Source organism: Streptomyces sp. NPDC090032, assembly GCF_044748025.1.
Classification (GTDB): Bacteria; Actinomycetota; Actinomycetes; order Streptomycetales; family Streptomycetaceae; genus Streptomyces.
This window is the reverse complement of record NZ_JBIVFF010000007.1, coordinates 471,389-496,825: the sequence shown is the minus strand read 5'-3', so window position 1 is coordinate 496,825 and position 25,437 is coordinate 471,389. Positions and strand designations below refer to the sequence as shown.

The window sequence follows — 25,437 nt, the reverse complement described above, 5'->3', positions numbered from 1 at the left end:
CGGTGATCACGGTCACCGGGGCGGCGGGCTTGCCTCGTCATCACGACCGCCCTTACGAAGACGGCGGTCGACGTATGACCTTCACCTTCAGCCGCGGATCATCGACATCAACTGCCGGTGGGTCTCGGCGTCGGCGGCCACCACAAGTCCGCGGCCCTCAGGACCAGTTGGAGCGCCGTCGATCCCGGTGACCACGCAGCCGGCGGCCCGGCACAGTGCGATGCCGGCGGCGAAATGCACACTCCCGCTGAGGTCACCGCCATCGGTGATGTACGCGGCGCGCTTGCCGGCCGCGACCCAGGCCAGCGCCAGCGTCGTCGACACGACCCGCGGCCTGAACCGCTCGACGAACGCGGGGTGGGCCAGCAGGTCGACGGCCCGGAAGCCAGGCCGGCCGATGAACGGCGGGTCCAGGTTGACGTCCACCAGCGAGGTGGCGGACGTCGGAGCCAGCGGCTCGTCCACCCCGTCGCGCCGCACCCACGCCCTCGTCCCGTCAGTGAAGAACACCTCGCCGCTGAACGGGTCGGCCACCGCCGCCGCACCGTCGCCCAGCGCCACGTTGACGGCAACGAGCATGCTGCCGACGGCGTAGTTCAGCGTGCCGCACAACGGGTCCACCAACCATTGGCGCGCGGCATTGGCAGTGCCCTGCTGCCCGCCTTCCTCGCCGACCACCGCGTCGCCCGGGCGGGCGGCGCGAAGGATGTCGACAATGGCCTTCTCGGCCTCCACATCGGCGGCGGTAGCAAAGTCCCCCGCGCCCTTGTCGATGCGGGTGAGGCGTCGCCCGTACAGGCTGCGCACCACGTCGGCGCCGGCACTCGCCGCGGCTATCGCGACCGCAGAATCGTCAGAACTCGCAAATGAGTTGATCACGCGGTGCAGAGTATCTGGCGGCGGTGCCGGACCCGGCGGCAGAAAGCTCACCGCCGGGTCTGACCCAAGTGCACATCGCGTTGCGGACGGGTCGTTACGACGCCACTCGCCGGCTCCGCGCTTCCACGGCGGCCGGTTCACTCAGACCGAGGTGGTCGCGCAGTGTGGTGCCCTCGTACTCCGTGCGGTACACCCCGCGCTCCTGGAGCAGCGGGACGACGGTGTCGGCGAAGACGTCGAGGCCACCAGGGGTGATGTGCGGGACGAGGATGAAACCGTCGGCCGCGTCCGCCTGGACGAAGTCGTCGATGGTCTGTGCGACCGTGGCCGGGGAGCCGACGAACGACTGGCGGTTGCCGGTCTCGATGACGAGATCGCGGATCGACCACTTGTTGGCGGCTGCCCGCTCGCGCCACTCACGGGCGGTGGCCAGCGGGTCGCGGTACATGCGGACCTGGGCGCGGCCGCGTGCGACGGTGTGCTCGCCGAGGTCGGGGTCGATGTCCGGGAGCGGGCCGTCCGGGTCGTAGCCGGACAGGTCACGGTTCCAGACGAACTCCAGGTGCTTGATCGCGGTGGCGCCGCTGACCTGCTGACGGCGTACCTCGTGGGCCAGTTCCGCCGCTTCGGCGTCGCTCTCGCCGAGTACGAACGTCGCCGCCGGCAGGATCAGGAGCTGGTCGTGCGCACGGCCGTGGCGGGCGAGGCGGCCCTTGACGTCCGTGTAGAACGCCTGTCCCTCCTTGAACGTGCTGTACCGGCTGAAGATCGCGTCGGCGCTCGACGCGGCGAACTCGCGCCCCTCGTCGGAGTCACCTGCCTGGAAGATCACGGGGCGCCCCTGAGGGCTGCGCGGGACGTTGAACTGCCCGCTGATGTCGAAGTGCTGTCCCTGGTGGACGAAGGCTCCGGCCTGGGCGTCGCGCAGGAAGGTGCCGCTCGCCTGATCGGCGACGATCTCGTCGCCGTGCCACGAGTCGAACAGCTCGCTCGCGGTGGTCAGGAACTCCTCGGCCCGCGAGTACCGCTCGTCCTTCGGCAGGAACCCCCCGCGCCGGAAGTTCTCGCCGGTGAACGCGTCCCAGGAGGTGACGACGTTCCACGCGGCACGCCCGTCCGAGAGGTGGTCGAGGCTGGCGAACTGGCGGGCCACCTCGTAGGGCTCGTTGAAGGTGGAGTTGATGGTGCCGGTCAGTCCGAGGCGCTCGGTGACGGCGGCGAGGGCGGTGAGGATCGTGAAGGTGTCGGGCCGCCCCACGACGTCCAAGTCGTAGATTTCTCCGCCCTGTTCCCTAAGCCGCAGCCCTTCCGCCAGGAACAGGAAGTCGAACTTGGCCCGCTCGGCGGTCTGCGCGAAGTGCGCGAACGAGCTGAACTCGACGTGGCTGCCCGCCTTGGGGTCGCTCCATACGGTGGTGTTGTTGACGCCCGGGAAGTGGGCCGCGAGGTGGATCTGCTTGCGAGACATGGTCTGTGGTCCCTCCGGCTCAGACGGTGGCGGTAGCGGCGTAGCGGTTGGCGGGGCGGGCGAGTCCGAGGAGTCCGCGCAGGGTGTCGGCCTCGTACGCGCTCCGGAACGCTCCGCGCCGCTGCAGCTCGGGGACGAGTCCCTGGGTGATCGCGGGCAGGTCGTGGCCTGCGACGGCGGGGCGCAGCCGGAAGCCGGTGAGACCAGCCTGCTGCAACTCCTGCAACAGATCAGCCAGTTGAGACGGGCTGCCGGTGAAGATCCGGGCGTCGCTCGTGTACGTGTAGCCCGCCAGGCCGTCGAGGCGTTCGCGCCGTGCCGCCGCGGCGGCCGGGTCGTCGTCCAGGAAGACCACCAGGTCGCCGAAGACGTGGAGGGGCTCGTCCGCCCGTCCGGCCGCGGCCTGTTCGGCGCGGATCTCGTCGACGACGGCACGCGCCTGGTCCGCGTCGTGCGGGGTCACGTAGCCGATGTCGGTGGAACGTGCCACGAGTTGGAAGGGCACGCTCCGGTGGGCCAGGGCGCTGACGACCGGCTGGCCTTGGGGCGGACGGGGCGTGATCGAGGGGCCCTTGACGCTGAAGTGCCTGCCCTCGAAGTCGATGTAGTGCAGCTTGTCGCGGTCGATGAAGCGGCCGGTGGCGACGTCGCGGATCTCCGCGTCGTCCTCCCAGCTGTCCCACAGCCGGCGCACCACTTCGATGTAGTCGGCGGCTTCGTCGAAGAGGTCGCCCGTCAGCTCCTTCGTCTCCGGGCTGTCCAGGTCCTCGACGCGCAGGGCGGGGAACGTACGGCGTCCGAAGTGCGCGGCCTCGTTCCGGCGTGCCGACACCTGTACGCGCAGCCCCGCGCGGCCCGAGCTCACATAGTCGAGCGTGGCGATCGCCTTGGATATGTGGAACGGCTCCGTGTGGGTGGCCACCACGGTCGGCACGAGGCCTATGTGCCGGGTCACCGGGGCGACGCGGGCGGCTGTGAGCACGGCGTCGAGGCGCCCGCGGACCTGGTCGGTGCGGGCGTCGGGCTCCGTGAAGTGCGAGGACTGGGGCCCGAGTCCGTCCTCGATCGTCACGAAGTCGAGCAGCCCACGCTCGGCCTCCTGGACGAGGTCGGCCCAGTAGCGGGCGGTGAACAGCTCCCGGGGCCGGGACACTTGCTCGCGCCAGGCGGCCGGGTGCCAGCCGGCGCCGTCGAGCGCCACGGCGAGGTGCAGCGGGGAGGACGAAAGGGGGGAAGAGGGCAGCGCAGAAGACGAGGACACGAAAGGGTGCCTTCCTGATCGACCGTACGAGATGGGCGCCCCTCTGACAGAGACAGAGGGTGCGACGGCGAAGAATCGGTCAGGAACAACAGAGCGCGCCGGCCACGCGCTGGAGGTCGATATGGGCCCGGGTGTACAGGTGCACGGGGCGGTACGGGGCGAGGACCAAGACCCGCAGGCAGGACACCTGGGCCATCAACGCCCCCTCCCCCTCATCGCCGGTGCACAACTGCATTGTCAGCAAGAACGGCCCGCCACCGCTGTCTGTTCCCGCTTCCGACCCCGAACTTGCACAGAACCCCTCGGTGAACAACGGGCGCCTTCAACCGAGGCCGTCCATGGAAACGTACGCGAGGTGCGGTTACGCGGCCGGCTTGCCCGGCTGGTCGTGGGTCGAGCAGTGGATTCCGCCGCCGCCACCCGCGATCGTGTCGATCTTCACGGGCACGATGTCGCGCGTCGGGAAGTGGTCCTGGAGGATCCCCTTCGCACGATCGTCGGCCCGGGAGTCGCCGAAGCGCGGCATGAACACGGCACCATTGGCGACGTAGAAGTTCGCGTACGTCGAGACGAAGTCGTCACCGCGGCCGGTGATCTTGTCAAGGTCCGGCTGAGGCAGGTCGATCACTTCGAGTCGCTTGCCGCGGGCGTCCGTCGCTTCCTTGAGGACCGACCTGGCCTGGTCCGCCGAGCGCGACCAGACGTCCGGCGGGCTGCCGGGGAACGCCTGGTCCACGAGGACGACCCCCGGCGCGGTGAACCTGACGAGGCTGTCGACGTGGGCGTCGGTGATGTCCTGGCCACGCACCCCGGCCAGCCAGAGCACCTTCTCGACACCCAGAGCGCTCTTGAGTTCGGCCTCGATCCGGTCGCGGCTCTTCCCGGGGTTGCGGTTCTTGTTGACGACCGAGCTCTCTGTGAGCAGCAGGGTGCCCTCACCGTCCGTCTCGAAGGATCCGCCCTCGGCGACGAGCGGAGCTTTCGAGCGCGCGATGTCGTACTTCGCCGGCAGGAGACGGCCGACCTGCGCGTCGTTGCGGTGCACCTGCTTGTTGCCCCAGCCGTTGAAGTTGAAGTCGACTCCCAGCAGGCGGCCGTCCGGCTCCTCGACGAACACCGGGACGATGTCGCGCGCCCACAGGTCGTCCACTTCGAGGGGGATGACCTCGACCTGGGAGCCGCAGGCCCGCTGGGCGGCGTCGGCCTGTTCCGGCCGCGCCATGAGCACCACCGCCTCGTACTCCGCCACGGCCCGCGCCACGCGCGCGATGTCGTCGCGCACGGCGGGCAGATCCTCGAACCACACCGATTCCAACGCGGGCCAGGACATGAACGTACGGGTGTGGCTGTCCCACTCCGCGCCGAACCTGCGGCCCGACGCCTTCACCCCCGCCGCGGAGGACGAGGACGCGGAGGAAGCCAGCTCGTCACCGGGACCGCAGGCCGCGGCTCCTAGGGCGAGCGCGCCGATGCCGGCGAAGGAACGCAGGGCGCTGCGACGGGACATGGGGGGATGAGGCACTGAGAACTCCGGAATTCGGCTGACGGGCCCCTCCAGGATCGCTGGATCCTGAATCGTGGGGCCCTGGGGAGAGGAAATATCCGACGAAGGTTGCCATTTCGGGCATCTGGATGCGTCTTCAGGCATCCGCGTGCGTGTGGGGGCTACGGGACGGGTTCGTGCATGGTGGAGCAGTGGATGCCGCCGCCTCAGCCCATGAGGCGGTCGACGTCGAGCTGGATCACCTCGCGCCCGGGGAACACGTCGGAGAGAGCCTCGCGGGCGGCGCCGCCCTTCGTCCGGCCTCCGAACTGCGCGGTGATGACTGCGCCGTTGACGACATGGAAGTTGACTCACCAGGGTCGAGCCAGAGGCCTCTACGGCGTTCACCGTCACGCACGCCGCTACGGAAGCCGACGGCCTGCGGCCCCTACGCGACTGTCGCACTCACCTGTACTCCCCTGTACCCCCCGGGGCGCATGACGCGACCCGGGCAGTGAGCGAGCCGGGCGGCTCGGTGTCACCATGCCCCCATTGTGACACTGACTGGATTTTCAGTCAAAGAGCCGCGCCTAGTTCTGTACGTTCAGCAACGCCTTCAGGAAACCGCCGGGTCTCAGCCCTGGGGATCAGGGCCGCGCATCAAGGAAGGAGCTCGCGCTCCAGCGCGGCGGCCACATGCGCCCTGGCCTCGGCGGTGGTGAGCAGGCCGGCGAGCCAGCGCCCGCTCAGCCCCTCCACCAGCGAAGTCAGCCGAACCGCGGCAGCGCGCGAGTCCACCGAGGCGGGGATGCCCCCCTCGTCCTGACCGTCCTCGATCACCTCGGCCAGCTCGACGAGCCAGCGTTCCGTCAGCGTCGCCAGGACCGGCCGCAGCACCTCGTCGAAGGTGGCCGCCGCCCGCACCTCGCCCCACACCGCGGAGTTCTCGCGTACGGCCCGCTCGTCCTGGAACTCCCCGACCAGCATCCGGAGCAGCAGCTCACGGATGGGGAGGCCATCACCGTCGGAGACACCCGAATACCCTTCGGCACGGTCGTTGACATACTCCAGGGCGCTCGTGACCAGGCCCGACCGGTCGCGGAAGTGGTAGTAGATCAGGGTCTTGGACACCCCCGCCTCGGCGGCGACCTCCTCGACCCGCAGTCCTCTCACTCCCCGCAGGGCGATCACACGGCAGGCGGCTTCCAGCAGTTTGGCGCGTCGCGTACTCACGTCCGTACTGTAACCAGCAGGTCACGGCGGGGCGCGGCGCACACCACCGGAGCGGACAGCACCGAAGCGGGCGCCACCGGGGCGAGCACCAACTACCGGCGCTCCAGCCGCCCCAGTTCGGCGTCGATGGCGTCGAGCATCAACTCGCGGGCGTGCTCGAGCGGGAGGATGCCGCTGAGCCAGCGCATGCTGATGCCCTCCACCAGAAGCGTCAGCCGCTCGGCCGAGGTCGCGAGGGCGGTGACGGTGGCCATCGGCCTTACCTGGCCGAGCAGTTCGGAGATCTCCTGAACCCAGACCAGCGTCGCCCTGGCCAGGTCTTCCCGCAGATCGGGGTCGAAGATGGCACTGGCGCGCAGCTCGCCCCATGCGGTGCTGTTCTCGCGTACGACCGGCTCGTCCTGGAGTTCCAGCAGGAGGGTGCGCTCCAGCTCCTGACGCGGGGTCAGGGGCTCTGCGTCCGCGTCACGCTCCGTGGTGTAGCGCTCGGCGCGGTCATTGATGAACTCCAGGGTCCGGCGCAGGATCCCGGCGCGGTCCTTGAAGTGGTAGTAGATGAGTGCGGTGGACACCCCGGCCTCGACGGCCAGCTCCTCCACCCGCAGCCCGCGCACTCCGCGGCGGGCGATGACCCGCGCGGCTGCCTCCATGATCGCTGTTCTACGGTCGCCCACGATTCCTACCCTAACCGCTTCCACCGGTCGAACCTCCCATCATATTGACTGAAACTTCAGTCACGGGCACCATGCAGTGCATTCCGGAGCGGCCATTCGTCAATGTGCACTCCCCTCACTCGTCTCGCCTCGTCTCGCGCGTGCCGCGCGCAGCCCCCTTCCCGACACCCCCGAGAGGGCCACCGCATGCCTCCGACCGGCGCGCCGCGCCAGCCCCCTTCGAGACCCTGGTCCCCGGGCGATCCGCAAGAGATGAACGGCTACCGGCTGTACGCCCGGCTCGACTCGGGCGGCATGGGCATGTCTACCTGGCCTTGGCTCCCGGAGGCCGGCCGGTGGCCCTCAAGGCGGTGGCGCCGAATTCGACTTCCCCGACGACAGCGACGCCTACATCGCGTACGACGACACCCTGCCCCCCGGCGGCTGCGAGGAGGGAATCCACAGCGAGCCGCTGACCACGCTGAAGTTCGACGACCTGGAGGGCTGGCGTCCGTTCTGCATCCGCAGCGGCGCGAGCGGCAAGGACATAGCGATCGTGCATCTCCTCGACGCCCCGACGGCGAGCGAATCCGTGTCCGTGACGGTCTCGCTCCGCTGCTACCGGAAGACCCCCTGACCCACGGCCGCCGGACTCCACGGGGGAAGGCACCCCGCCCGGCGAACGCTCGTAGAAGTCACACCACGGAAGTCACGTCACCCGTCTTGACTGACTTTTCAGTCAGTGACATCTTCGGGTCAGCACCTGCTGAGCCACCACAGAGAGCACCACCGCAGAGAGCACCACCGCAGAGAGCACACAGAGAGCGACTCACCACCATGCACCTCGACGACGCCACCACCCACGCGCCCACCCGGGGCGGGTTCAGGGAGCCGCCGGTATGCGGCTGACCCCGACGGAGCGCGACCGGCTGCTGCTGTTCGGCGCCGCCGAACTGGCCCGCGCCCGCCGCGCCCGCGGTCTCCGCCTCAACGTGCCCGAGGCGACCGCGCTGATCGCCGACACGGTGTGCGAGGCCGCCCGCGACGGCGCCCGGCTCGCGGAGGCCGTCGCCGTCGCACGCAAGGCCCTCGGGCCCGATGACGTCCTGCCCGGTGTGCCCGACGTGGTCACCGAGATCCACGTCGAGGCGGTCTTCGACGACGGGACCCGGCTGGCCGTGGTCAGCGATCCGTTCGGGGGCGGCAGCCTGGGAGCGCGGGCGCCGGGCGCGGTCCTGCCCGCGGCGGAGGCGCCGTCCGGGCAGTCGGCTCCGGTCCGGACGATCAGCGTCCGCAACACCGCCTCCGTTCCGATCAGCGTCACCTCGCACTTCCACTTCTTCGAAGCCAACCCCCGCCTGGACTTCGACCGGTCCGCCGCCTACGGGATGCGCCTGGCCGTGCCGGCCGGTGCGTCCACCCGGTTCGCGCCGGGGTCGGAAAGCGAGGTGGGGCTCCTTCCCATCGGCGGCGACCGCGTCGTGATCGGGTTCGCCGGTCTGGTCGACGGGCCAGTGGACGCGCCGGGTGTGCGCCGCGACGCGCTGCGCCGCGCGGCGGCCTGCGGCTACCTCGGCGCCAGGCCGGACGACGATCAGGAGGCTTCGGCGTGAGCACCACCATCGATCCGCAGGAGTACGCCGCCGTGCACGGCCCGCGCGCCGGCGACCGCGTCCGCCTCGGCGACACCGGGCTCGTCGTACGCGTCGAATCCGACTCGCAGGCCCCGGGGGACGAGTTCCTGGCCGGGTTCGGCAAGACGGCCCGCGACGGACTGCACCTCAAGGCCGCCGCTGTCCGTGCGACCTGCGACGTCGTCATCAGCAACGTGCTCGTGATCGACGCGGCACAGGGCATCCGCAAGACCTCGATCGGCATTCGGGAGGGGCGCATCGCCTCCGTCGGCCGCGCGGGCAACCCGGACACCCTGGCCGACGTGGACGTCGTGGTCGGCACCGGGACGACGATCGTCTCCGGAGAGGGCATGATCGCCACAGCGGGTGCCGTCGACACTCACGTGCACCTGCTGTCGCCGCGCATCATGGAGGCGTCGCTCGCCTCGGGTGTGACGACGATCATCGGGCAGGAGATCGGGCCCAGTTGGGGTGTCGGGGTCAACTCGCCCTGGGCGCTGCGGCACGCGTTCAACGCCTTCGACGCCTGGCCGGTCAACATCGGCTTCCTGGGGCGGGGTTCGTCCTCCGACCCGGCGCCCCTGGTGGAGGCACTCGCCGAGGGCGGCGCCTGCGGCTTCAAGGTGCACGAGGACCTGGGCGCGCACACCAGGGCGCTCGACACCGCGCTGCGCGTCGCCCAGGAACATGACGTCCAGGTCGCCCTGCACACCGACGGCCTGAACGAGTGCCTCTCCGTCGAGGACACCCTCAGCGTCCTCGACGGCCGCACCATCCACGCCTTCCACATCGAAGGCTGCGGCGGCGGGCATGTGCCCAACGTGCTGAAGATGGCGGGCGTACGCAACGTCATCGGTTCCTCGACCAATCCGACCCTCCCCTTCGGCAGGGACGCCGTCGCCGAGCACTACGGGATGATCTTCAGCGCGCATGCCCTGCAACCTGATCTCCCGGGCGACGCCGCCATGGCGCGGGACCGCATCCGCGCGGGAACCATGGGAGCCGAGGACGTGCTGCACGACCTCGGGGTCATCGGCATCACCTCGTCCGACGCCCAGGGCATGGGCAGGGCCGGGGAGACCGTGCGCCGCACCTTCGCCGTGGCCGGGAAGATGAAGGCCGAACTCGGGCCGATGGACGGCGACGGACATGACGACGACAACGCGCGCGTGCTGCGCTACATCGCCAAGCTGACCATCAATCCGGCGATCGCCCACGGTCTGTCCCACGAGGTCGGCTCGATCGAGAGCGGGAAGCTCGCGGACATCGTGCTGTGGTGGCCCGACTCGTTCGGCGCCAAGCCGCAGATGGTCCTCAAGGCGGGCTTCCCCGCGTACGGGGTGACCGGAGACCCCAACGCCGCCGACGACCGCTGCGAACCGCTCGTCCTCGGCCCGCTGTTCGGGGCGCATGGGGCGACCGCGGCGGATCTGTCGGTGGCGTTCGTCAGCCGGGCCGCGGCCGAGTCCGGCTCCTTCGGCCGGCCCTACGACGCGCTGGCGACCCGGCGCCGGCGGGTGGCCGTGCGCGGCACCCGCGGGATCGGCCCGGCCGACATGGTGAACAACGCCCGCCTGGGTGAGGTCCAGGTGGACGCCGACAGTGGCCTCGTCACTCTGGACGGGGCTCCGATCCGCTCGGAGCCGGCGTCCGAAGTACCGCTCAACCGCCTGTACTTCCTGTAACACACCAGACTTCACGAGTGCCGAGGCCGAACCATCGAGATCCTTCGACCCAGCGGCCTGACTGAATTTTCAGTCACTGATCCGACCTGAACCGGAACCACAGGCTGATCGACCCCCTGATGCACAGACCGACCGCCCCGGACGAACCCGGAGAAGGAGAACCCCGATGACCTTCCGTATGCCCGCCGAGTGGGCCGAGCACGAGCGCTGCCTGATGGCCTGGCCGACCCGCCCCGACCTGTGGGGGAACGTCCTGAAGGCGGTCAAGGGTGAGTACGCCGATGTGGCCCGCGCCATCGCCGGGTTCGAGCCCGTGACCATGGTCGCGCCGCCCGGCCACGGAGCCGAGGCCCGCGACCTGTGCGGTGAGGACGTCGAGGTGATCGAACTGCCCACGGACGACTCGTGGTTCCGCGACTCCGCGCCGCTGTTCGTGCTCGGCCCCGACGGGCGGCGAGCCGGCGTCGACTTCCGCTTCAACGCCTGGGGCGGCAAGCACCACCCGTACGACACCGACGACCGGATCAGTGCGCTGCTGCTCGAACGGCTCGGTGTCCCTGCGGACCGTTCCGAGATGATCCTGGAGGGCGGGTCGATCACCGTGGACGGCGACGGCACGCTGATCACCACCGAGCAGTGCCTGCTCCACCCCAACCGCAACCCTGGCCTGACCAGGGCGGAGATCGAGGCGGAGTTGAAGGCCCGGCTCGGCGTCACCAAGGTCATCTGGCTGCCGTACGGCGGGCTCCTGGACACCGAGACCGACGGTCACGTCGACGGCGTCTGTGCGTTCGTCGCCCCCGGCAAGGTCGTCGTACAGCTCCCCGATGATCCCGAGCACCCCGACTACGCGCGCATGCGAGCCAACCGGGCGGTCCTTGAGGCCACGCCCGATGCCATGGGCCGGACGCTCGAGATCGTCGATCTGCCGCAGAGCGCGTTCGTCGAGGTGGCGGGCGAGCCCGTCGAGGTCGGTTACCTCAACTTCTATGTGGCCAACGGCGGCGTGGTCGTCCCGGTGGCCGGGCTGCCTCAGGACGCGCAGGCCCTGGAGGTCATCGCGCAGGCCTGTCCCGGCCGCAAGGTCGTCGGCGTAGCCGCGCGCGTGATCGCCCACGGCGGCGGCGGTGTCCACTGCATCACCCAGCAGGTCCCCGTCGCGCGCCCGCGCGCCTGAGCAGTTCCTCACCCCTCGGCGACGTACGTACGGAGAGGAACCGCGCCGATGCACACCACACCACCCCGGCGGGAAGACGCGGGGCCCGCCGTCCCGCCCTGCTGGCCGCTGTTCTGTCCGCCGTCCTCCTCGTCCCCGCGTGTGCGGGACCGCCGGGCACGGGCGCCTCGGGCGCGGGGACCGACTTCCGGCTGTCCGCGAGCACGCCACGGGCGAAGGGCCGGATCGACTCGTTCACGTGGGCGCTGTACGCGGAGCCCTCGACGCTCGACTACATCTCAGCGTTCGACTACCCGCAGAACATGATCCTCTCCAACGTGTGCGAGAGCCTGATGCGGTGGACGCCCGACCTGAAACTGGCGCCGGGCCTGGCCAGGAAGGCGTCCCATCCCGACCCGCTTACCTGGGTGTACGACCTGCGCGGCGGCGTGCGCTTCCACGACGGGCGCGTCCTGACCGCCGACGACGTCCTGTTCAGCCTCGGCCGGCAGATGAACCCGCACAACGGGGCGGCGTGGGCGCAGGTCTTCGAGAACGTCGCCTCGCTCGACAAGACCGGCCCGCTCCAGGTCACGGTCAAACTGAAGCGGCCCGACTCGCAGTTCCCCCAGTACATGGCGACCGCCGCCGGAGTGGTGGCGAGCCGGTCCGGGGTCAGGGCCGCGGGCCGGGACTACGGCACGTCCGGTGGACTCGCCTGCTCGGGACCGTACGAGCTGGGCAAGTGGGACAAGGGGCAGTCGATCGAGCTGCGCCGCTTCGGCCGCTACTGGGGAACGAAGGCCAAGTCCGCGAGAGCGGTGTTCCGCTTCCTCAGTGACTCCTCCGCGCGGACCAAGGCCATGCTCAGCGGCGAGGTGGACGGCGGATACCTCATCCCCACCGAGAGCTACGGCGCACTGCGCTCCAGCGGCGTCGGGACCCTCTACTTCGGCGAGGGGCTCAGCACCGTCAACGTCAATGTCACCAACATGCGCGGACCGCTCGGCGATGTCCGGGTCCGGCGCGCGCTGTCACTGGCCCTGGACCGCCGGGGGTTCCTCAAGACGGGCCTGAGCGGCGCGGGAACCGTCACCAACTCCCTTACCACCAAAGCCGCTTGGGCAGCCGCCCCGCAGTCGGTACGCCAGGCCGCCTTCGACGAACTCCCGTCCGCCGAGCCGGACCTCAGCAAGGCCAGGAAGCTCATCAAGGAAGCCGGGGCCACCGGCAGGACGCTCACCGTCGCCACCAGCTCGATCGGTCAGGACGTGTCCCTGCTCGCCACCGCCGTCCAGGCGGCCGGCAGTGAGATCGGGCTCGACATCAAACTGAAGACCGTCGCTCCCAACGCCTTCACCGCGCTGTTCACGGACCCGCAGGCGCGCAAGGGAATCGACATGTTCCCCGAGACGTACTACGACTCGATCACCGATCCGCTGGACCTGCTCGGCAACTTCCGGACGGGCGCCTACCAGAACTTCGCCGGCTACAGCGACCGCTCCTACGACCGACTGGTCGACCGGGCCCGCGCCACCTACGACCCGGTCGAGCGCCTGAAGACGGAGGCCGAACTCCAGCGGAAGGCGGCCGGTCAGGTGCTGTGGATCCCGGTCGCCGAGTGGCCCACCGCCCTGTTCCTCAACAAGCGGATCACCGGCGCCCCCACCACCATCTCCTACCTCTACTCCCCCTGGGCCGCCGGCGTCGGGGCCGCGCGATGAACTTCGTGAAATTCACCGTTCGAAGGCTGGCCGAGATGGCCGCCACCCTGCTCGGCGCCTCGTTCGTCATCTTCGGCGCGATGTATCTGGCGCCCGGCAGCCCGGCGAGCTTCCTCCTGTCGGGGCGGTCCGCCTCGCCGGACGCGCTGCGGGCAGTAAACGAGCAGTACCACCTCGACGACCCGTTCGCCGTGCGGTACTTCAGCTGGCTCGGCCAGTTGCTGCACGGCGACTTCGGCCGCTCGATCACCTACCGCACCGACGTGTCCCGGCTCCTGGCCGACCGGCTTCCCAGTACCCTGCTCCTGGTCACGATGGCTCTGGTCCTCGTCGTGGTAGTCGGCCTCGCCCTCGGCCGGATCGGCGCGGTCCGGGGCGGCGCGGCCGATGCCACGATCCTGGTCACCACCACCCTCGCCGTCGGCACTCCGTCCTTCGTCGCCGCGGTCGTCCTCCAGGGCGTGTTCGCGGTGCGGCTACACTGGTTTCCCGCCGGTGGGACCGGCGAAGGGTTCGGACAGCTGCTCTGGCATCTGACTCTCCCGGCCGTGGCCCTGTCGCTGTACCTGATCGGCATGCTGGCCCGCGTCACACGCAGTGCCATGCTCGACGTCCTCGGCCAGGAGCACGTCACCGTGGCCCTCAGCCGGGGCGTCCCGAAACGTCACGTCATCAGCCGGCATGTGTTCCGTAACGCGCTCGGCACCGTGCTCACCACCGGCGGGCTGATCGTCTCCACCCTTTTGGTGTGCACCGTCCTGGTGGAGTCCGCGTTCGGTGTCGGCGGCATCGGACAGCTCCTCGAACTGTCCATCACCACCAAGGACTTCCCCACCGTGCAGGCCATCTCGCTGACCATGGTCGGGCTGTTCATGGCGGTCAACCTCGTCGTCGACCTCGTCCACCCCCTCGTCGACCCGCGTATCTCCCTCGGCCCGGGGAGGTCCGCCGCATGAGTGTCGCCGTTGCGCGCCGCCCCGGCCTCGCCCGGCTCCGCACCAACCGCCCCCTCCTCCACCTCCTCTGCCTCGGCTTCGTCTGCGTGGTCGTCCTGACGGCCCTGCTCGCCCCTTGGCTGGCCCCGGCCGACCCCAACGCGGCCGACCTCGGCAACGCGCTGGCAGGCACGTCCACCGCCCACCCCTTCGGCGTCGACGCCTCCGGCCGCGACACGCTCTCCCGCCTGGTCATCGGCGCGCGGACCTCCCTGCTCGGCCCGCTCGGCGTGGTCGCCTTCTCGACCGTCGCCGGCGTCGCCATCGGGATCGCCGCCGCCTGGCGGGGCGGCTGGCTCGACTCCATGCTGTCGCGCGGCACCGAACTGGTCTTCGCGTTCCCCGGAATGCTCCTGGCGATCCTGATCGTCTCCGTGTACGGCGAGGGCCTCTTCGCCCCCGTCGTCGCGCTCGCCGTCGCCTACCTCCCGTATGTCAGCCGACTGACCCGCTCGCTGGCGCTGGCCGAGCGCGAACGCCCGTACGTCAGCGCCTGTTCGGTGCAGGGACACTCCGGGTTCCAGGTCTGTCTGCGGCACGTCCTGCCCAACATCGCGCCCGTCGTCCTCGCCCAGTCCGCCATCAACTTCGGCTACGCCCTGATCGATCTGGCGGGTCTGTCCTTCCTCGGACTCGGCGTACCCGCGCTGACGCCCGACTGGGGCCGGATGGTCTTCGACGGCCAGACCGCCATCCAGCGGGGCTATCCCCTGTCGGCGTTCCTGCCGTGTGCCGCGATCGTGCTGACCGTCGTCGCGTTCAACGTGGTCGGCGAGCGCTGGGCCGACCAGGTCGCCAGGAGGGGCCGATGAACGACATCCCGACCGTGCTCGACATACGGGGTCTGCGGCTCCGGCTCCCGGACACCGCCCGACCGGTCCTCGACGGCGTGGACCTCAGCGTCGCCGCCGGGGAGACGGTCGCCCTGGTCGGCGAGTCCGGCTCCGGCAAGTCCCTCACCGCACGCACCATCCTGGGCCTGCTGCCACCAGGGGCCACCGCCGAGGGGACCGTACGGGTCTCGGGCGACGACGTCCTCACGATGACGCCCCCACGCCTGCGCGAACTGCGCACCGGCACAGCCGCCATGATCTTCCAGGACCCCCGCGCCGCCATCAACCCGCTGCGCCGGATCGGCGACTTCCTCACCGAGAGCCTGCGCCTCAACTCCAAGATGCGCGCCGAGGACGCCGACCGGCGCGCCGCGGAGATGCTCGCCGCCGTCGGTCTCTCCCCCGACGCCCTGCGCCGCCATCCGGGCCAGTTGTCCGGCGGCATGCTCCAGCGCGTCATGATCGCGGCCGCGTTGATGGGTGCCCCGGCGCTCCTCCTCGCCGACGAGGCCACCACGGCGCTCGACGTCACCACCCAGGCCGAGGTCGTCGCCCTCCTCGGTGACCTGCGCGCACAGTTCGGCACGGGCCTGCTCTTCGTCACCCACGACCTGGGGCTCGCCGCGACCATCAGCGACCGGGTCTGCGTGATGTACGCGGGGCGGATCGCCGAGACCGGCCCCGCCGAGGCCCTGTTCGACCGGCCGAGGCACCCGTACACGGCCGCTCTCCTCGCGGCCACCCCCCGCCTCGACGCACCACAGGGCCGCCTGGCCGCGATCGACGGCCAACCTCCGGACCTGCGACGGGAGTTGACGGGTTGCCCCTTCGCACCGCGGTGCGCGTACGCAACCGACATCTGCCGGAACGAGGTGCCCGCGGACCGGCCGGTCGGGGACAAGGACGGGCCGCTGCGGCATCGGGTCGCCTGCCACCACAGTGAACGGCTCGAAGGGAAGTCCGGCCATGAGTGAGACCGTCCTCCAGGTCACCCGAGTGAGCCGCTCCTACCGCAGCGTCCAGGCGGCGGACGACGTCTCGTTCACGCTTGGCGTGGGCGGATCACTCGGCATCGTCGGCGAGTCCGGCTCGGGCAAGACGACCACGGCCCGGATCGTCGTGGGCCTGGAGCGGGCCGACGCGGGCGAGGTCCTGGTGCGCGGCGTTCCGCGAACGGCACGGGCGCGGGGCCGGGCGGCCCGCCTGGCGCGGGCCCGGGAGGTCCAGATGGTGTTCCAGGACCCGTTCCTCTCGCTCGATCCGAGAATCACCGTCGACGCGGCGCTGCGGGAGACGCTGCGCCTCCACTTCCCCGACGGGGACCACTCACGGCGTCTCGACGAACTCCTCGACCAGGTCGGGCTCGGCAGCCGGGCGGCCGGCGCCCTGCCCCGGCAGCTCTCCGGCGGCCAGCGCCAGCGGGTCGCCATCGCGCGGGCACTCGCGGTCGAACCGGCCGTACTCGTACTCGACGAGGCCGTCGCCGCCCTGGACGTGTCGGTGCAGGCACAGATCCTCAACCTGCTCGGCGACATCCGCGAACAGACCGGCATCGCCTACCTGTTCATCACACACGACCTCGGCGTGGTGCGCTGCGTCACGGATGACGTGATCGTCATGCGCCAGGGCCGGATCGTCGAGTCGGGACCCACCTCGCAAGTCCTCGATGCTCCCCAACATTCGTACACACAGCTGTTGTTGGAGTCGATCCCGCGGCCCGGATGGAACCCGAAGGCGATCGCCCTGGCCCGCCGCGCGCTGTAGCCCGGGGCCCGGGGTCCGGGACCACCGTCCAGAGATCCGTACACCACAGATGGGAGATCACAGATGAACGACGACCGTGACCGTGCACCTCAGAGCCCGTCCCGACGGCTTCTCGGCAGGAGGAGCTTCCTCGCCGCGACGGGGCTGGCGGCCGGCGCCGCATGGACCGCGAACGGCGGGGGCAAGGCACTCGCCACCCCGGTTCCGGCCGCCGGTACGGGCTTCGCCGTGCCGCTCGACACCGTCCCGCACACCCGGACCTGGATGGCGTGGCCCGACAGCACCGCCATCTGGGGACGCGAGCTGGCCGGTGTGCAGGCGAACATCGCCCTCATCGCGAAGACGATCGCCAAGTACGAACCCGTCACCATGTGCGCCAACTCCGCCAGTGTCCCGCGGGCCCGGAGCGCCTGCGGACCGGCCGTGACCGTGATCGGTTCGATCCCGGTCGACGACTGCTGGATGCGCGACAGCGGCCCGGTCTTCCGCACGGACGGGGCGGGCGGGCTTGATGCCGTGGACCTGAACTTCAACGGCTGGGGCAACAAGCAGACCCACGCGAAGGACTCACTGGTCGCAGAGCGGATCGCGGCCGAGGCCGGGGTGCCGCTCACCACCGCCGGCTTCGTCGGCGAGGGCGGCGCGGTGGAGACGGACGGCAACGGCACGCTCATGGCCACCAGGAGCAGCCTGATCAACGCCAACCGCAACCCGGGCATGACACGCACCCGGATCGAGGCCGCGATGTGCGACGCCTTCGGGGCATCCAAGGTGATCTGGTTCAACGGAGTGAGCGGGCGCGACATCACCGACGACCACGTGGACGCCACCTCCCGCTTCCTCGCGGCGGGTGACGGCCTCGTCCAGATGCCCCTGGCCACCGACACCGACCCGTGGTCGAAGGACGCCCGTCAGCAGTACCAGCTCCTCTCCGCGTCCACCGACGCCGACGGCACGCCGATCGCGGTCACCAAGCTCCAGGGCCCCGACTACGCCCGCATCCGGTCGACCGACCCCGACTTCGTTGCCGCGTACGCCAATTACTACGTATGCAACGGGGCTGTGATCTCGGCCCAGTTCGGCGACACCCGCGCGGACGCCGGAGCCAGGGCCCTCCTTCAGCGGCTGTTCCCGGGCCGCAGTGTCGAGCAGCTCGACATCGACAGCCTCGGGGCGGGCGGCGGCGGCATCCACTGCGTCACACAGCAGCAGCCGCGTCCGTAGCGACCAGGTTCCGGTGCCGGAGCACCGCCCGGCACCGGACCCCTGAGGCGCCTGACCCCGGGTGCTCACCGTTTAAGATCAGCGACGCCGAGGCGGCAACCATGTCATCGGCCAACTCGACGCGGTGAAGGTGGAGCACCGCGTCAGGTACCGCGGAAGGGGCGGGGAGCACATCGTGAGCAAGGGTGGGGCGTCCATATCGGACGAGGAGTGGGAGCGTTTCCAGAAGGAGGCGGAGGCCGGGACTCGGGGTGCGCCCGAGGAACCGTCTGCTCGGGCCCGGATGGTGACGCGACGGCTGCGGGAGGAGACCGCCCGGCCCGCGGGGTGGCGGACGCATGAACCGGCCCGGCAGCGGCGGGGCAGGGGCTGGTACGTGGTCGGTCTGCTCGTCGCCGCGGTCATGCTGTTCGTGGCGCTGGATCCCGGGCGCGTGACCGATTGGTTCGGCGGTGGAGACCGCGCCGAGACACCGCTCGCCGAGGAGTCGGAACGTCCTGGCCGGCCGCCCGTGACGGAATCGGCGGCCCAGCGGCCCACCCTCCAGGAGCCGTTCAAGGGGTCGCCCGCGGCGCGGTGGGGTGACGGAACGGCGGGCATCACCGTCCCCGAGGCCCGGGCGACCGGCTGGATGAGCAAGGCGCAGGTCTCGCAGGCGATCGACAGGTCCCGGGACTTTCTTGCCGCGTCCAATCTGGATTCGGATGTGCTGCTCGGACGGCCGCCCGCGAAGGCGATCGCGTTGATCAATCCGGAGCAGAAGGACGTCCAGGACTACCTGGCGACCGCGTTCCGCACGCCGAGCCAGGACGACGATCCTCTGCTGCTGTTCAGCCGTTTCGCGACGGACAAGGTGCGTCTCGTCGGGGACGTGGTCAAGACGCGCGGGCGGATCACGTACGGGGAGGGCAAGCGCGGTGCGGTCGAGGTGACCACCGACGTCACGTACGTCTATCCGGTCGCCCACGCCGCGGAGGGAAGGGACGAGGTCGCGCGCACGATCGTGCGCCGCGAGGTGGTGATGAGCTGGGACGACCCGGCGAAGGTGATCACCGAACCGGGGACGTTCTCCCTCGTCTCCTACAAGTCGGACACCGCCAACGGCGGCTGTGACAACGACACCGGCTTCTACGTCCCGGAGTTCCCCTCCGCGCGCGCGGACACCGGCCCGGGAGCGGGCCCCGATGTCGACCCGTACGACCGGAGCACAACGATGGACGCGCGCGTGCAGGGCGCCGACGATGCGGAGTGCGGGACCGCGACACGGACGTGAGTGGTGCGGCGGAACAGTGTGAGCGGTGCGGGGTAGCGGACGGGACGCCAAGGGTGAAGTGGGACCGGTCGGCCTGGACACGGGGGCGCGTGCTCGCCGGGCTCGCGGTGGTCACAGCGGGGCTGTCGGCATTCCACCGGGTCGTACCCAATTCCGTGGGGCACCTGGGCAGTCTCCTGGAGCAGTTCCTGCCCTGGCTCGGCCTGGTGGTCGTGGTGCTGCTCGTCCTGGCGCTGCTGCGCCGTTCGGCCGTCGCGCTGGTGGCCCTGCTCCTGCCCGTGGCGGCTTGGACGTACCTCTGCGGCGGGCTGCTCCTGCCGGGGAAGTCACCCGGCGCACACGACCTGGTCGTCGTGCAGCACAACGTCAGTGACGAGAACACCGACCCGGCGGGCACCGCGCGCACCCTGGCCGACGCCGAACCCGATCTCATCGCGCTGGAGGAGCTGGTGCCGGCGGCGCTGCCCGGGTACGAAAAGGTGTTGGCCCCCCGCTACCCGTACCACGCGGTCCGGGGCACGGTCGGACTCTGGTCGAAGCATCCGCTCATGGACGCCCGGGCGGTGGACATCAAACCCCGGGGAATCACGGAGAGTTGGGAGCGTGGGCTGCGAGCCGCTGTCCGCACACCGCACGGCCAGATCGCGGTGTACGTCGCGCATCTGCCCTCGGTCCGCGTCGGGGCGAGCGGGCTGGGATCCACGTGGCGCGACGAGAGCGCGCGCATGCTCGGACGGGCCCTCTCTGCCGAGAAGTCGAATCCGGTGATCCTGCTGGGCGACCTCAACAGCACGGTCGACGACCGGGGGCTGACCCCGCTGACCTCACGCATGAACACGGCCGAGCGCGGCCTCGCGTTCAGCTTCCCGGCCGCCTTCCCGGTGGCCCGGATCGACCAGGTGATGGCCCGCTCGGCGACCGTCACCCACATCCGCACACTGCCCGAAACCGGCAGCGACCACCTGCCCGTCGCCGCCCGCGTCTCACTGGGCCGGTGAGGGGAATCGTCCGGGCCGTGCGTCCGTCACCGCAGGTGGGTGGCGGCCGCACGCGGCGTCAGGACAGCTGATCGGCGAGCGGTCCGATCACGGGGGTCCACTCCTGGACCGACACGTCTCTGACGAGCCCCTGCACGCGGAACGGGTCCGTTTCCGTGACCGCCAACGCCGCCTGCTTGTCGGCGGCGCGGAACAGGAGCAACGCGCCGGGCGCCTCCCCGGCGGCGAAGGGGCCCGAGACGAGGTTGATCCCCTGCTCGACGAGCGCCCCGAGGAACTCCCTGTGGGCGGGGCGGACCGCGTCGCGGGCCGCGGAGTCATCGGTGTAGGTGTAGGTCACGGCGTAGATAGGCATCGTGCTGTTCTCTCCTGTGAGTCCGAGGCAGGTACGAATCGGGCGGTAGGCCTGAGTCCCCAGGCAAGTCTGAGCCCCGAGGCAGGGCGGCGCGATCTCTGTGCGATTATGCTGCCCGGCCTGTCGAAGTGATCGGTACCCCGACCGTGGAGCCTGCTTTCAGGGCGAGCCCCCTCGGGTGGGGACGGCTTGGGGGATAGCGATGCGGGGACGTCCGGGCGGATGCCATTCCGGGACGGCGGCAGCGGTGGCACTGACGGTGGCACTCTGCTGGGGCCTGACCGCCGGGTGCTCGTTCGGCGACAGCTCCGACCCCAAGAAGACTGCGGCCCAACAGCAGCGGTTCTGCGCTCAGTTCGGCCAGTGGCAGCAGGACGACGCCACGCATGACGTCGACTCCGTATCGGCTCAGATGGTGGTCGACGCGGCGAAGGTACTGGACCGGGAGCATCTGGACACGGGCGGCAGTCACATCCTGCGTGACACCGAGGAGGCCGTGGTCCGCCACAGTCACTACAGCGCGGTCAGGGTGACCGCGTACTGCGACCGGGCTGGTTTCGAAATGCTGGTGGCCTCGCCCTAGGGCCTGTCTTCAAATCCCCTCCGTCCGCCCGGTCGGCGGGCCCCGCCGACACGCACGATCGCGTCCGGCCGGGCCTTCGCCACCGCCTCACCGACCGACACTCCGTCCAGCCCCGTCCATCGCGACAGGCTCGGCACCCAGCTCCTCGAGCGGGCCCAGCTTCGCCGTGCTCGTCGTCGTAGCCGTCACCTGGTGCCCCCGGGCCACGAGCTGCGGCACCAGCCGCCGCCCCACGCCCCCGGTCCCACCCGCCGCGAATACCCGCACGGCCATCACCCTCTTGATTCCGATTCGTTCCTTCCCATCTGAGACGGGACGGCGCGGCCTTCTGTGACATGGGGCGTATGGGCGCCCCCGTACTCAGCCGACGTGCAGCGGCAGTTCGGTCAGGCCTCTGAGCAGGGTGCTGGTGCGCCACGTGAGGGTGGCCGGGTCCGTGGCGAACTCAAGAGCGGGGCGGTCACGGAGAAGCAGGCGCAGAGCGATCGTGGCTTCGGCGCGGGCCAGGGGCGCGCCCAGGCAGTGGTGGAGTCCGTGCCCGAAGCCGAGGTGGCTGTTGGGCGCGCGGCGCAGGTCGAACCGGTCCGGGTCGGGGAAATGCAGTGGGTCCCGGGAAGCGGCGGCGAGCGAGACGAGGACCGCGTCGCCCGCAGGGATGTGTGTTCCGGCGATGTCGAGGGGTTCGGCGGCGAAACGGAACGCGCTCGCGTGAACAGGTGAGTTGTACCGCAGCGATTCCTCGATCGCCGCGCCCGTCAGCTCGGGTTCGGCCCTGAGCAGGTCGAGCTGGGCCGGGTGGCTGAGCAGGGCGTGGAGTGTGCCGGAGATGAGATTGACGGTGGTCTCGTGACCCGCGACGAGGAGGAGGAAGGCCATGCCGAGCAGTTCGTCGGTGGCGAGGGGAGCATCACCGGCGGCGCCGGCGACGAGGACACCGAGCAGGCCCGCGTCCGGCGTGCGGCGCTTGCGTTCGATCGACTCGCCTAGATATAGGGTCAGTTCGCTGGCAGCTGTGACCGCCTGCTCGGGGCTCGTCGGCATGACCAGCGCGTTGGACCAGGCGTGGAACGCGGCGCGGTCGGACGCGGGGATGCCGAGGAGATCGCAGATCACGGTGACGGGCAGAGGCAGCGCGTAGGCGCTGACCAGGTCGGCGACTCCCTGGTGCGGGAGTTCGGCGAGCAGGTCGGTGGCGATGTCTGCGATACGCGGGCGCAGGGCAGTGATGCGCCCCGGGGTGAAGTGGCCTGCGACCAGGCGGCGGAGGCGGGTGTGCTGTGGCGGGTCGGTCTGGAGCATGTTGCGCCCGATGGCGTGTCCGCCGTCGTCGCGCCAGGAGGCGGAGTGCCGGATGTCGTTGCTCAGGCGCGGGTCGGTCAGCGCGGCGCGCGCCGCGTCACGCGTGACGACCAGCCACGCCTCACCGCTCTCCGGGACGAGGACGCGGTGCACGGGACCCTTGGCCCGCAGGGCCGCGTATACGGGGAACGGGTCCGCGGCCATGTCATGGCCGTCAGGTGCCAGGGCGTCGAGAGTGGGTGGCTCAGATGACTCGGACGACTCAGGGCGCTTCCCCATTCTCAACACCCCGTCCACAGGCGGGTCACCGTATCCGCGAGCGCCGTGGCCTGGGCATGGCCGGCGCGGGCGGCAGCGGGTCTGCGCGTATCGGCGGTCAGGTCGCGTCCCATGGCGCGACGGGCGGCACGGTCCGGTGACACGAGCAGGATGTCTGCTCCCTCGGCCGCGAGTTCGGCCGTCTGCTGCTGGGCGCTCGGGTGCGGGCCCGGTGCGGTGGTCAACGGAGCGATGACCAGGACACGGCGGTAACCGCGGGCGAGATGGATGTTGGCCGTGGCGCGGCTTCCGCCGTCGATCCAGCGGCGCCCGCCCGCCGTCACCGGCGGCCGGACGACGGGGACCGCGCAACTGGCCGCGACCGCTTCCGCGAGGGGGATCTTTCCGGCCGCGTCGAACGTCTCCAGCACTCCGGTGTGCGCGTCGATCGCCGTGATCCGCAGATCGGTGTTTCCGGGCCAGGCGGTGGCGTCCCGCAGCAGGGTGGCGATCGTGCGTCCGACGTCGGATTCGGGTGCGGTCCGAGCGGCGAGCGCGGCTCGCCCGAGCCGCTGTACGGATCGCTGCGAGTCACGGGACCCGAGTGCCGCCCACAGGAATCGCAGGGTCTGGGCGGCGGTGACCCTCAGGTCGATGCGATCGTCTCGGGCCAACTGCCGCTCGTACGACTCGCGGGCGGGTTCGCCGCAGGCCATACGTGCACCGAAGATCGCGCCCGCCGACGTACCGATGACCACATCGGCCCCACCGAGGAGATCGATCCCGGCGTCGGCGAGCCCGGCCAGCACCCCCGTCATCCAGGCCCCACCCACGGGCCCACCACCACCGAGCACCAACGCGGTGCCGTGGTTGTCGCCACTGTCGCTCACGCCATAGCCCCCTCGAAGCATAAATGGGGAGTGCTCCCCACTTCCTGCCGCGACGATAGCATCGGTTCCGGGGACCACTCCCCGGTACCGTTTGGGGCGATGAAGATGACAGACAGCGCAGACCGTCCGGAGCGGACCGCGGGCAGCGGCAGCAGCGGCGGGGAAGGGACGGGCACCGGCGCACCGGTCCGCCGCCGAGACGCACGGCGCAACAGGGACCTGCTGCTCGAAGCCGCCCACGAGGTGTTCACCGAACTGGGCCTGAACGCGCCACTGGACGTGATCGCCCGTCGCGCGGGCGTGGGAAACGCCACCCTCTACCGGCACTTCCCCCACCGGGCGGCCCTCGTCGACGCGGTCTTCCGCGATCAGCTGACCGGCACGATGGACGCCGGCGAACGCGCCCGGACCACCGACGACGCCTGGACGGGTCTGACCGGCTACCTCCACGCCGTCTTCACCGTCCTGGCCACCGACCGAGGGACGAACGACCTCATGACCACCCACCTCGAGGGTGTCGAGTCACTGGAGGCCGTGCACACCCACAACCACCGCACCGTGGAACTCCTCCTCGACCGCGGTCGCGAGCAGGGCACCATCCGCCCGGACGTCACCACCGAGGACGTGCTCTTCGCCCTCGCCGCACTCGGCCGCGCAGTACCTGCGCTCACCACAGCGACCACCCCCGACGCCTGGCGCCGCCCCCTCGCACTCCTCTGCGACAGCCTCCGCCCCACACCGGCGTCGCCCCCACTCCCCTCCCCCGCACTCACCCCCGCACAACTCAGCGACACGTTGCACCACTTCAGCCGCTGAGCATTACGGTGGCCAGGTGGATCAGGACGAACGTCTCCTTCACAGCTCGTCGTTCGGTGCAGCTGCGACCGCGTACGCCCAGCACCGCCCGGACTACGCACAGGCGGCGGTGCGCTGGGCGCTCGAACCCGCGCCCGGCCTCCGCGTGCTCGACCTCGGCGCCGGAACCGGCAAGCTGACCGCCACCCTGGTCGCACTGGGCGCCGAGGTCGTCGCGGTCGAGCCCGACCCGGCGATGCTGGCCGAGCTGCACCGCGCGCTGCCGGCTGTCCGCGCCTTGCCGGGCAGCGCCGAGGCGATCCCGCTGCCTGACGCGTCCGTCGATGCGGTCGTGTCCGGCAATGCCATGCACTGGTTCGACATGGACGTCGCGGGTCCCGAGATCGCCAGGGTCCTCGCACCCGGTGGCGTGCTGGCCGGCTTGTGGAACGTATTCGACAACCGGGTCGACTGGGTTGCCGGACTCGAGCGGGTCAGCGGCAGCGCGGCCATCGGCCCCCGGGACACGTTCGGCAACTGGCGCGCCCAGACGGCCGGCGCGCACCTTCCGAGCGCCGGCCTGGTCGCCCGGTTCGGCTCGCCGGAGCAGACCGAGGTCCCGCACGGGCAGCTGCGGACCGCCGACTCCCTGGTCGCGACATTCGCGACCAAGGCCGGGATGCTGGTCATGCCGGAACAGGAACGCGAGGCCGCACTCGAGCCGATCCGCGCCTTCCTTGCGAGCAGACCGGAGACCGCCCGCGGCGAGTTCACCCTCCCGATGCTGACCGGTGTGCTGCGCGTCCGGCGCCTGTGAAAGTCATCAACTCGGCGTGAACATCGGTAGTTTCCTCACCCGCAGGGAGTGTGACGCCATTGTGCCGCAGCCCGGCGAGCGCCGCCCCGTTTTGCGTCTTGGTGTCCGCGGCGCGGGCACCGATCGCGTGAACTGGTGTGCGTGCCAGGATTGTTGGGACGTAGGTTAGGCCGTGGA

Annotated in this window: 26 protein-coding genes and 1 pseudogene; 14 read left to right on the top strand and 13 right to left on the bottom strand. The window is 70.6% G+C overall.

What is annotated here, in order from left to right; all coding sequences use genetic code 11:
- Nucleotides 1-87 precede the first annotated feature (87 nt).
- The 9 genes and pseudogenes from ACIPWY_RS20490 to ACIPWY_RS20450 all read right to left on the bottom strand — a co-directional run bounded on the left by ACIPWY_RS20490 (nucleotide 88) and on the right by ACIPWY_RS20450 (nucleotide 7,526).
- On the bottom strand, nucleotides 88-879 hold the full coding sequence (locus ACIPWY_RS20490; RefSeq protein ID WP_401534349.1) for an inositol monophosphatase family protein: 792 nt from the start codon (nucleotides 877-879) through the stop codon (nucleotides 88-90).
- Nucleotides 880-973: 94 nt separating this feature from the next.
- Nucleotides 974-2,347 carry an NtaA/DmoA family FMN-dependent monooxygenase gene (locus ACIPWY_RS20485; protein WP_362903198.1) on the bottom strand — a complete coding sequence of 458 codons (1,374 nt, stop codon included), beginning with the start codon at nucleotides 2,345-2,347 and terminating at the stop codon, nucleotides 974-976.
- 19 nt (nucleotides 2,348-2,366) lie between these two features.
- The gene (locus tag ACIPWY_RS20480) at nucleotides 2,367-3,608 is read right to left on the bottom strand and encodes an LLM class flavin-dependent oxidoreductase (RefSeq protein WP_401534214.1); all 1,242 of its coding nucleotides are present in this window, start codon (nucleotides 3,606-3,608) and stop codon (nucleotides 2,367-2,369) included.
- A 79-nt stretch (nucleotides 3,609-3,687) separates the two neighbouring features.
- Complete coding sequence (locus ACIPWY_RS20475) at nucleotides 3,688-3,804, bottom strand: putative leader peptide (RefSeq protein ID WP_362903196.1); 117 nt, start codon at nucleotides 3,802-3,804, stop codon at nucleotides 3,688-3,690.
- Between the two features lie 165 nt (nucleotides 3,805-3,969).
- Nucleotides 3,970-5,115: an agmatine/peptidylarginine deiminase gene (locus ACIPWY_RS20470; RefSeq protein ID WP_401534212.1), complete on the bottom strand. Its 1,146-nt coding sequence runs from the start codon at nucleotides 5,113-5,115 to the stop codon at nucleotides 3,970-3,972.
- A 203-nt stretch (nucleotides 5,116-5,318) separates the two neighbouring features.
- A pseudogene (locus ACIPWY_RS20465) lies at nucleotides 5,319-5,450 on the bottom strand (agmatine deiminase family protein); the annotation flags it as partial.
- A gap of 301 nt (nucleotides 5,451-5,751) precedes the next feature.
- Nucleotides 5,752-6,324 carry a TetR/AcrR family transcriptional regulator gene (locus ACIPWY_RS20460; RefSeq protein ID WP_362903192.1) on the bottom strand — a complete coding sequence of 191 codons (573 nt, stop codon included), beginning with the start codon at nucleotides 6,322-6,324 and terminating at the stop codon, nucleotides 5,752-5,754.
- Nucleotides 6,325-6,416: 92 nt separating this feature from the next.
- On the bottom strand, nucleotides 6,417-6,974 hold the full coding sequence (locus ACIPWY_RS20455) for a TetR/AcrR family transcriptional regulator (protein ID WP_362903386.1): 558 nt from the start codon (nucleotides 6,972-6,974) through the stop codon (nucleotides 6,417-6,419).
- Between the two features lie 411 nt (nucleotides 6,975-7,385).
- Nucleotides 7,386-7,526 carry a hypothetical protein gene (locus ACIPWY_RS20450; protein ID WP_401534210.1) on the bottom strand — a complete coding sequence of 47 codons (141 nt, stop codon included), beginning with the start codon at nucleotides 7,524-7,526 and terminating at the stop codon, nucleotides 7,386-7,388.
- Nucleotides 7,527-7,876: 350 nt separating this feature from the next.
- Here ACIPWY_RS20450 and ureA point away from each other — a divergent pair, with 350 nt between their 5' ends.
- From ureA to ACIPWY_RS20395, 11 genes are all read left to right on the top strand, one after another.
- The gene (gene ureA, locus ACIPWY_RS20445; protein ID WP_401534208.1) at nucleotides 7,877-8,590 is read left to right on the top strand and encodes an urease subunit gamma; all 714 of its coding nucleotides are present in this window, start codon (nucleotides 7,877-7,879) and stop codon (nucleotides 8,588-8,590) included.
- Nucleotides 8,587-10,296 (top strand): urease subunit alpha, encoded by a 1,710-nt coding sequence (locus ACIPWY_RS20440; protein WP_393701012.1) that lies wholly within the window; start codon nucleotides 8,587-8,589, stop codon nucleotides 10,294-10,296. The genes ureA and ACIPWY_RS20440 overlap by 4 nt, the downstream gene beginning before the upstream one ends.
- Nucleotides 10,297-10,462: 166 nt before the next feature.
- Nucleotides 10,463-11,473: an agmatine deiminase family protein gene (locus ACIPWY_RS20435; RefSeq protein WP_362903185.1), complete on the top strand. Its 1,011-nt coding sequence runs from the start codon at nucleotides 10,463-10,465 to the stop codon at nucleotides 11,471-11,473.
- A gap of 302 nt (nucleotides 11,474-11,775) precedes the next feature.
- Nucleotides 11,776-13,176: an ABC transporter substrate-binding protein gene (locus tag ACIPWY_RS20430; RefSeq protein WP_401534205.1), complete on the top strand. Its 1,401-nt coding sequence runs from the start codon at nucleotides 11,776-11,778 to the stop codon at nucleotides 13,174-13,176.
- A complete protein-coding gene (locus ACIPWY_RS20425; RefSeq protein WP_393701007.1) occupies nucleotides 13,173-14,132 on the top strand; it encodes an ABC transporter permease in 960 nt (319 codons plus the stop codon). The genes ACIPWY_RS20430 and ACIPWY_RS20425 overlap by 4 nt, the downstream gene beginning before the upstream one ends.
- A complete protein-coding gene (locus ACIPWY_RS20420) occupies nucleotides 14,129-14,983 on the top strand; it encodes an ABC transporter permease (protein WP_362903179.1) in 855 nt (284 codons plus the stop codon). The genes ACIPWY_RS20425 and ACIPWY_RS20420 overlap by 4 nt, the downstream gene beginning before the upstream one ends.
- A complete protein-coding gene (locus ACIPWY_RS20415; RefSeq protein WP_393701005.1) occupies nucleotides 14,980-15,978 on the top strand; it encodes an ABC transporter ATP-binding protein in 999 nt (332 codons plus the stop codon). Before ACIPWY_RS20420 ends, ACIPWY_RS20415 begins: the two co-directional genes overlap by 4 nt.
- Nucleotides 15,971-16,768, top strand: a complete 798-nt coding sequence (locus ACIPWY_RS20410) for an ABC transporter ATP-binding protein (protein WP_401534202.1) — start codon at nucleotides 15,971-15,973, stop codon at nucleotides 16,766-16,768. Before ACIPWY_RS20415 ends, ACIPWY_RS20410 begins: the two co-directional genes overlap by 8 nt.
- Nucleotides 16,769-16,831: 63 nt before the next feature.
- Nucleotides 16,832-17,992 carry an agmatine/peptidylarginine deiminase gene (locus ACIPWY_RS20405; RefSeq protein ID WP_393701001.1) on the top strand — a complete coding sequence of 387 codons (1,161 nt, stop codon included), beginning with the start codon at nucleotides 16,832-16,834 and terminating at the stop codon, nucleotides 17,990-17,992.
- Nucleotides 17,993-18,167: 175 nt separating this feature from the next.
- Nucleotides 18,168-19,265: a hypothetical protein gene (locus tag ACIPWY_RS20400; RefSeq protein WP_393700999.1), complete on the top strand. Its 1,098-nt coding sequence runs from the start codon at nucleotides 18,168-18,170 to the stop codon at nucleotides 19,263-19,265.
- Nucleotides 19,266-19,318: 53 nt separating this feature from the next.
- The gene (locus ACIPWY_RS20395; protein WP_393700997.1) at nucleotides 19,319-20,263 is read left to right on the top strand and encodes an endonuclease/exonuclease/phosphatase family protein; all 945 of its coding nucleotides are present in this window, start codon (nucleotides 19,319-19,321) and stop codon (nucleotides 20,261-20,263) included.
- Between the two features lie 58 nt (nucleotides 20,264-20,321).
- Here the strand turns inward: ACIPWY_RS20395 and ACIPWY_RS20390 are convergent, their stop codons facing one another.
- Complete coding sequence (locus ACIPWY_RS20390) at nucleotides 20,322-20,618, bottom strand: YciI family protein (protein WP_401534199.1); 297 nt, start codon at nucleotides 20,616-20,618, stop codon at nucleotides 20,322-20,324.
- Nucleotides 20,619-20,865: 247 nt separating this feature from the next.
- Here ACIPWY_RS20390 and ACIPWY_RS20385 point away from each other — a divergent pair, with 247 nt between their 5' ends.
- Nucleotides 20,866-21,201 carry a hypothetical protein gene (locus ACIPWY_RS20385; RefSeq protein WP_362903165.1) on the top strand — a complete coding sequence of 112 codons (336 nt, stop codon included), beginning with the start codon at nucleotides 20,866-20,868 and terminating at the stop codon, nucleotides 21,199-21,201.
- 87 nt (nucleotides 21,202-21,288) lie between these two features.
- On the opposite strand, the gene ACIPWY_RS20380 is transcribed toward ACIPWY_RS20385, so the two are convergent.
- The 3 genes from ACIPWY_RS20380 to ACIPWY_RS20370 all read right to left on the bottom strand — a co-directional run bounded on the left by ACIPWY_RS20380 (nucleotide 21,289) and on the right by ACIPWY_RS20370 (nucleotide 23,648).
- A complete protein-coding gene (locus tag ACIPWY_RS20380) occupies nucleotides 21,289-21,474 on the bottom strand; it encodes an NAD(P)H-binding protein (protein ID WP_393700994.1) in 186 nt (61 codons plus the stop codon).
- Between the two features lie 87 nt (nucleotides 21,475-21,561).
- Nucleotides 21,562-22,704 (bottom strand): cytochrome P450, encoded by a 1,143-nt coding sequence (locus ACIPWY_RS20375; RefSeq protein ID WP_393700992.1) that lies wholly within the window; start codon nucleotides 22,702-22,704, stop codon nucleotides 21,562-21,564.
- Nucleotides 22,705-22,781: 77 nt separating this feature from the next.
- Nucleotides 22,782-23,648 (bottom strand): patatin-like phospholipase family protein, encoded by an 867-nt coding sequence (locus ACIPWY_RS20370; protein ID WP_362903159.1) that lies wholly within the window; start codon nucleotides 23,646-23,648, stop codon nucleotides 22,782-22,784.
- A gap of 105 nt (nucleotides 23,649-23,753) precedes the next feature.
- Here ACIPWY_RS20370 and ACIPWY_RS20365 point away from each other — a divergent pair, with 105 nt between their 5' ends.
- A complete protein-coding gene (locus tag ACIPWY_RS20365) occupies nucleotides 23,754-24,464 on the top strand; it encodes a TetR/AcrR family transcriptional regulator (RefSeq protein ID WP_401534347.1) in 711 nt (236 codons plus the stop codon).
- 16 nt (nucleotides 24,465-24,480) lie between these two features.
- Nucleotides 24,481-25,260 (top strand): class I SAM-dependent methyltransferase, encoded by a 780-nt coding sequence (locus tag ACIPWY_RS20360; RefSeq protein ID WP_393700989.1) that lies wholly within the window; start codon nucleotides 24,481-24,483, stop codon nucleotides 25,258-25,260.
- The last annotated feature ends 177 nt before the right edge of the window (nucleotides 25,261-25,437 follow it).

What these genes read in the sequence shown, in the direction of transcription:
- ACIPWY_RS20485 (WP_362903198.1), bottom strand. Translation starts at nt 2,347, where the DNA reads ATGTCTCGCAAGCAGATCCACCTCGCGGCCCACTTCCCGGGCGTCAAC.
- ACIPWY_RS20475 (WP_362903196.1), bottom strand. Translation starts at nt 3,804, where the DNA reads ATGGCCCAGGTGTCCTGCCTGCGGGTCTTGGTCCTCGCCCCGTACCGC.
- ACIPWY_RS20470 (WP_401534212.1), bottom strand. Translation starts at nt 5,115, where the DNA reads ATGTCCCGTCGCAGCGCCCTGCGTTCCTTCGCCGGCATCGGCGCGCTC.
- ACIPWY_RS20455 (WP_362903386.1), bottom strand. Translation starts at nt 6,974, where the DNA reads ATGGAGGCAGCCGCGCGGGTCATCGCCCGCCGCGGAGTGCGCGGGCTG.
- ACIPWY_RS20450 (WP_401534210.1), bottom strand. Translation starts at nt 7,526, where the DNA reads ATGTCCTTGCCGCTCGCGCCGCTGCGGATGCAGAACGGACGCCAGCCC.
- ureA (WP_401534208.1), top strand. Translation starts at nt 7,877, where the DNA reads ATGCGGCTGACCCCGACGGAGCGCGACCGGCTGCTGCTGTTCGGCGCC.
- ACIPWY_RS20435 (WP_362903185.1), top strand. Translation starts at nt 10,463, where the DNA reads ATGACCTTCCGTATGCCCGCCGAGTGGGCCGAGCACGAGCGCTGCCTG.
- ACIPWY_RS20430 (WP_401534205.1), top strand. Translation starts at nt 11,776, where the DNA reads ATGATCCTCTCCAACGTGTGCGAGAGCCTGATGCGGTGGACGCCCGAC.
- ACIPWY_RS20425 (WP_393701007.1), top strand. Translation starts at nt 13,173, where the DNA reads ATGAACTTCGTGAAATTCACCGTTCGAAGGCTGGCCGAGATGGCCGCC.
- ACIPWY_RS20420 (WP_362903179.1), top strand. Translation starts at nt 14,129, where the DNA reads ATGAGTGTCGCCGTTGCGCGCCGCCCCGGCCTCGCCCGGCTCCGCACC.
- ACIPWY_RS20415 (WP_393701005.1), top strand. Translation starts at nt 14,980, where the DNA reads ATGAACGACATCCCGACCGTGCTCGACATACGGGGTCTGCGGCTCCGG.
- ACIPWY_RS20410 (WP_401534202.1), top strand. Translation starts at nt 15,971, where the DNA reads ATGAGTGAGACCGTCCTCCAGGTCACCCGAGTGAGCCGCTCCTACCGC.
- ACIPWY_RS20405 (WP_393701001.1), top strand. Translation starts at nt 16,832, where the DNA reads ATGAACGACGACCGTGACCGTGCACCTCAGAGCCCGTCCCGACGGCTT.
- ACIPWY_RS20390 (WP_401534199.1), bottom strand. Translation starts at nt 20,618, where the DNA reads ATGCCTATCTACGCCGTGACCTACACCTACACCGATGACTCCGCGGCC.
- ACIPWY_RS20380 (WP_393700994.1), bottom strand. Translation starts at nt 21,474, where the DNA reads ATGGCCGTGCGGGTATTCGCGGCGGGTGGGACCGGGGGCGTGGGGCGG.
- ACIPWY_RS20375 (WP_393700992.1), bottom strand. Translation starts at nt 22,704, where the DNA reads ATGGCCGCGGACCCGTTCCCCGTATACGCGGCCCTGCGGGCCAAGGGT.
- ACIPWY_RS20365 (WP_401534347.1), top strand. Translation starts at nt 23,754, where the DNA reads ATGACAGACAGCGCAGACCGTCCGGAGCGGACCGCGGGCAGCGGCAGC.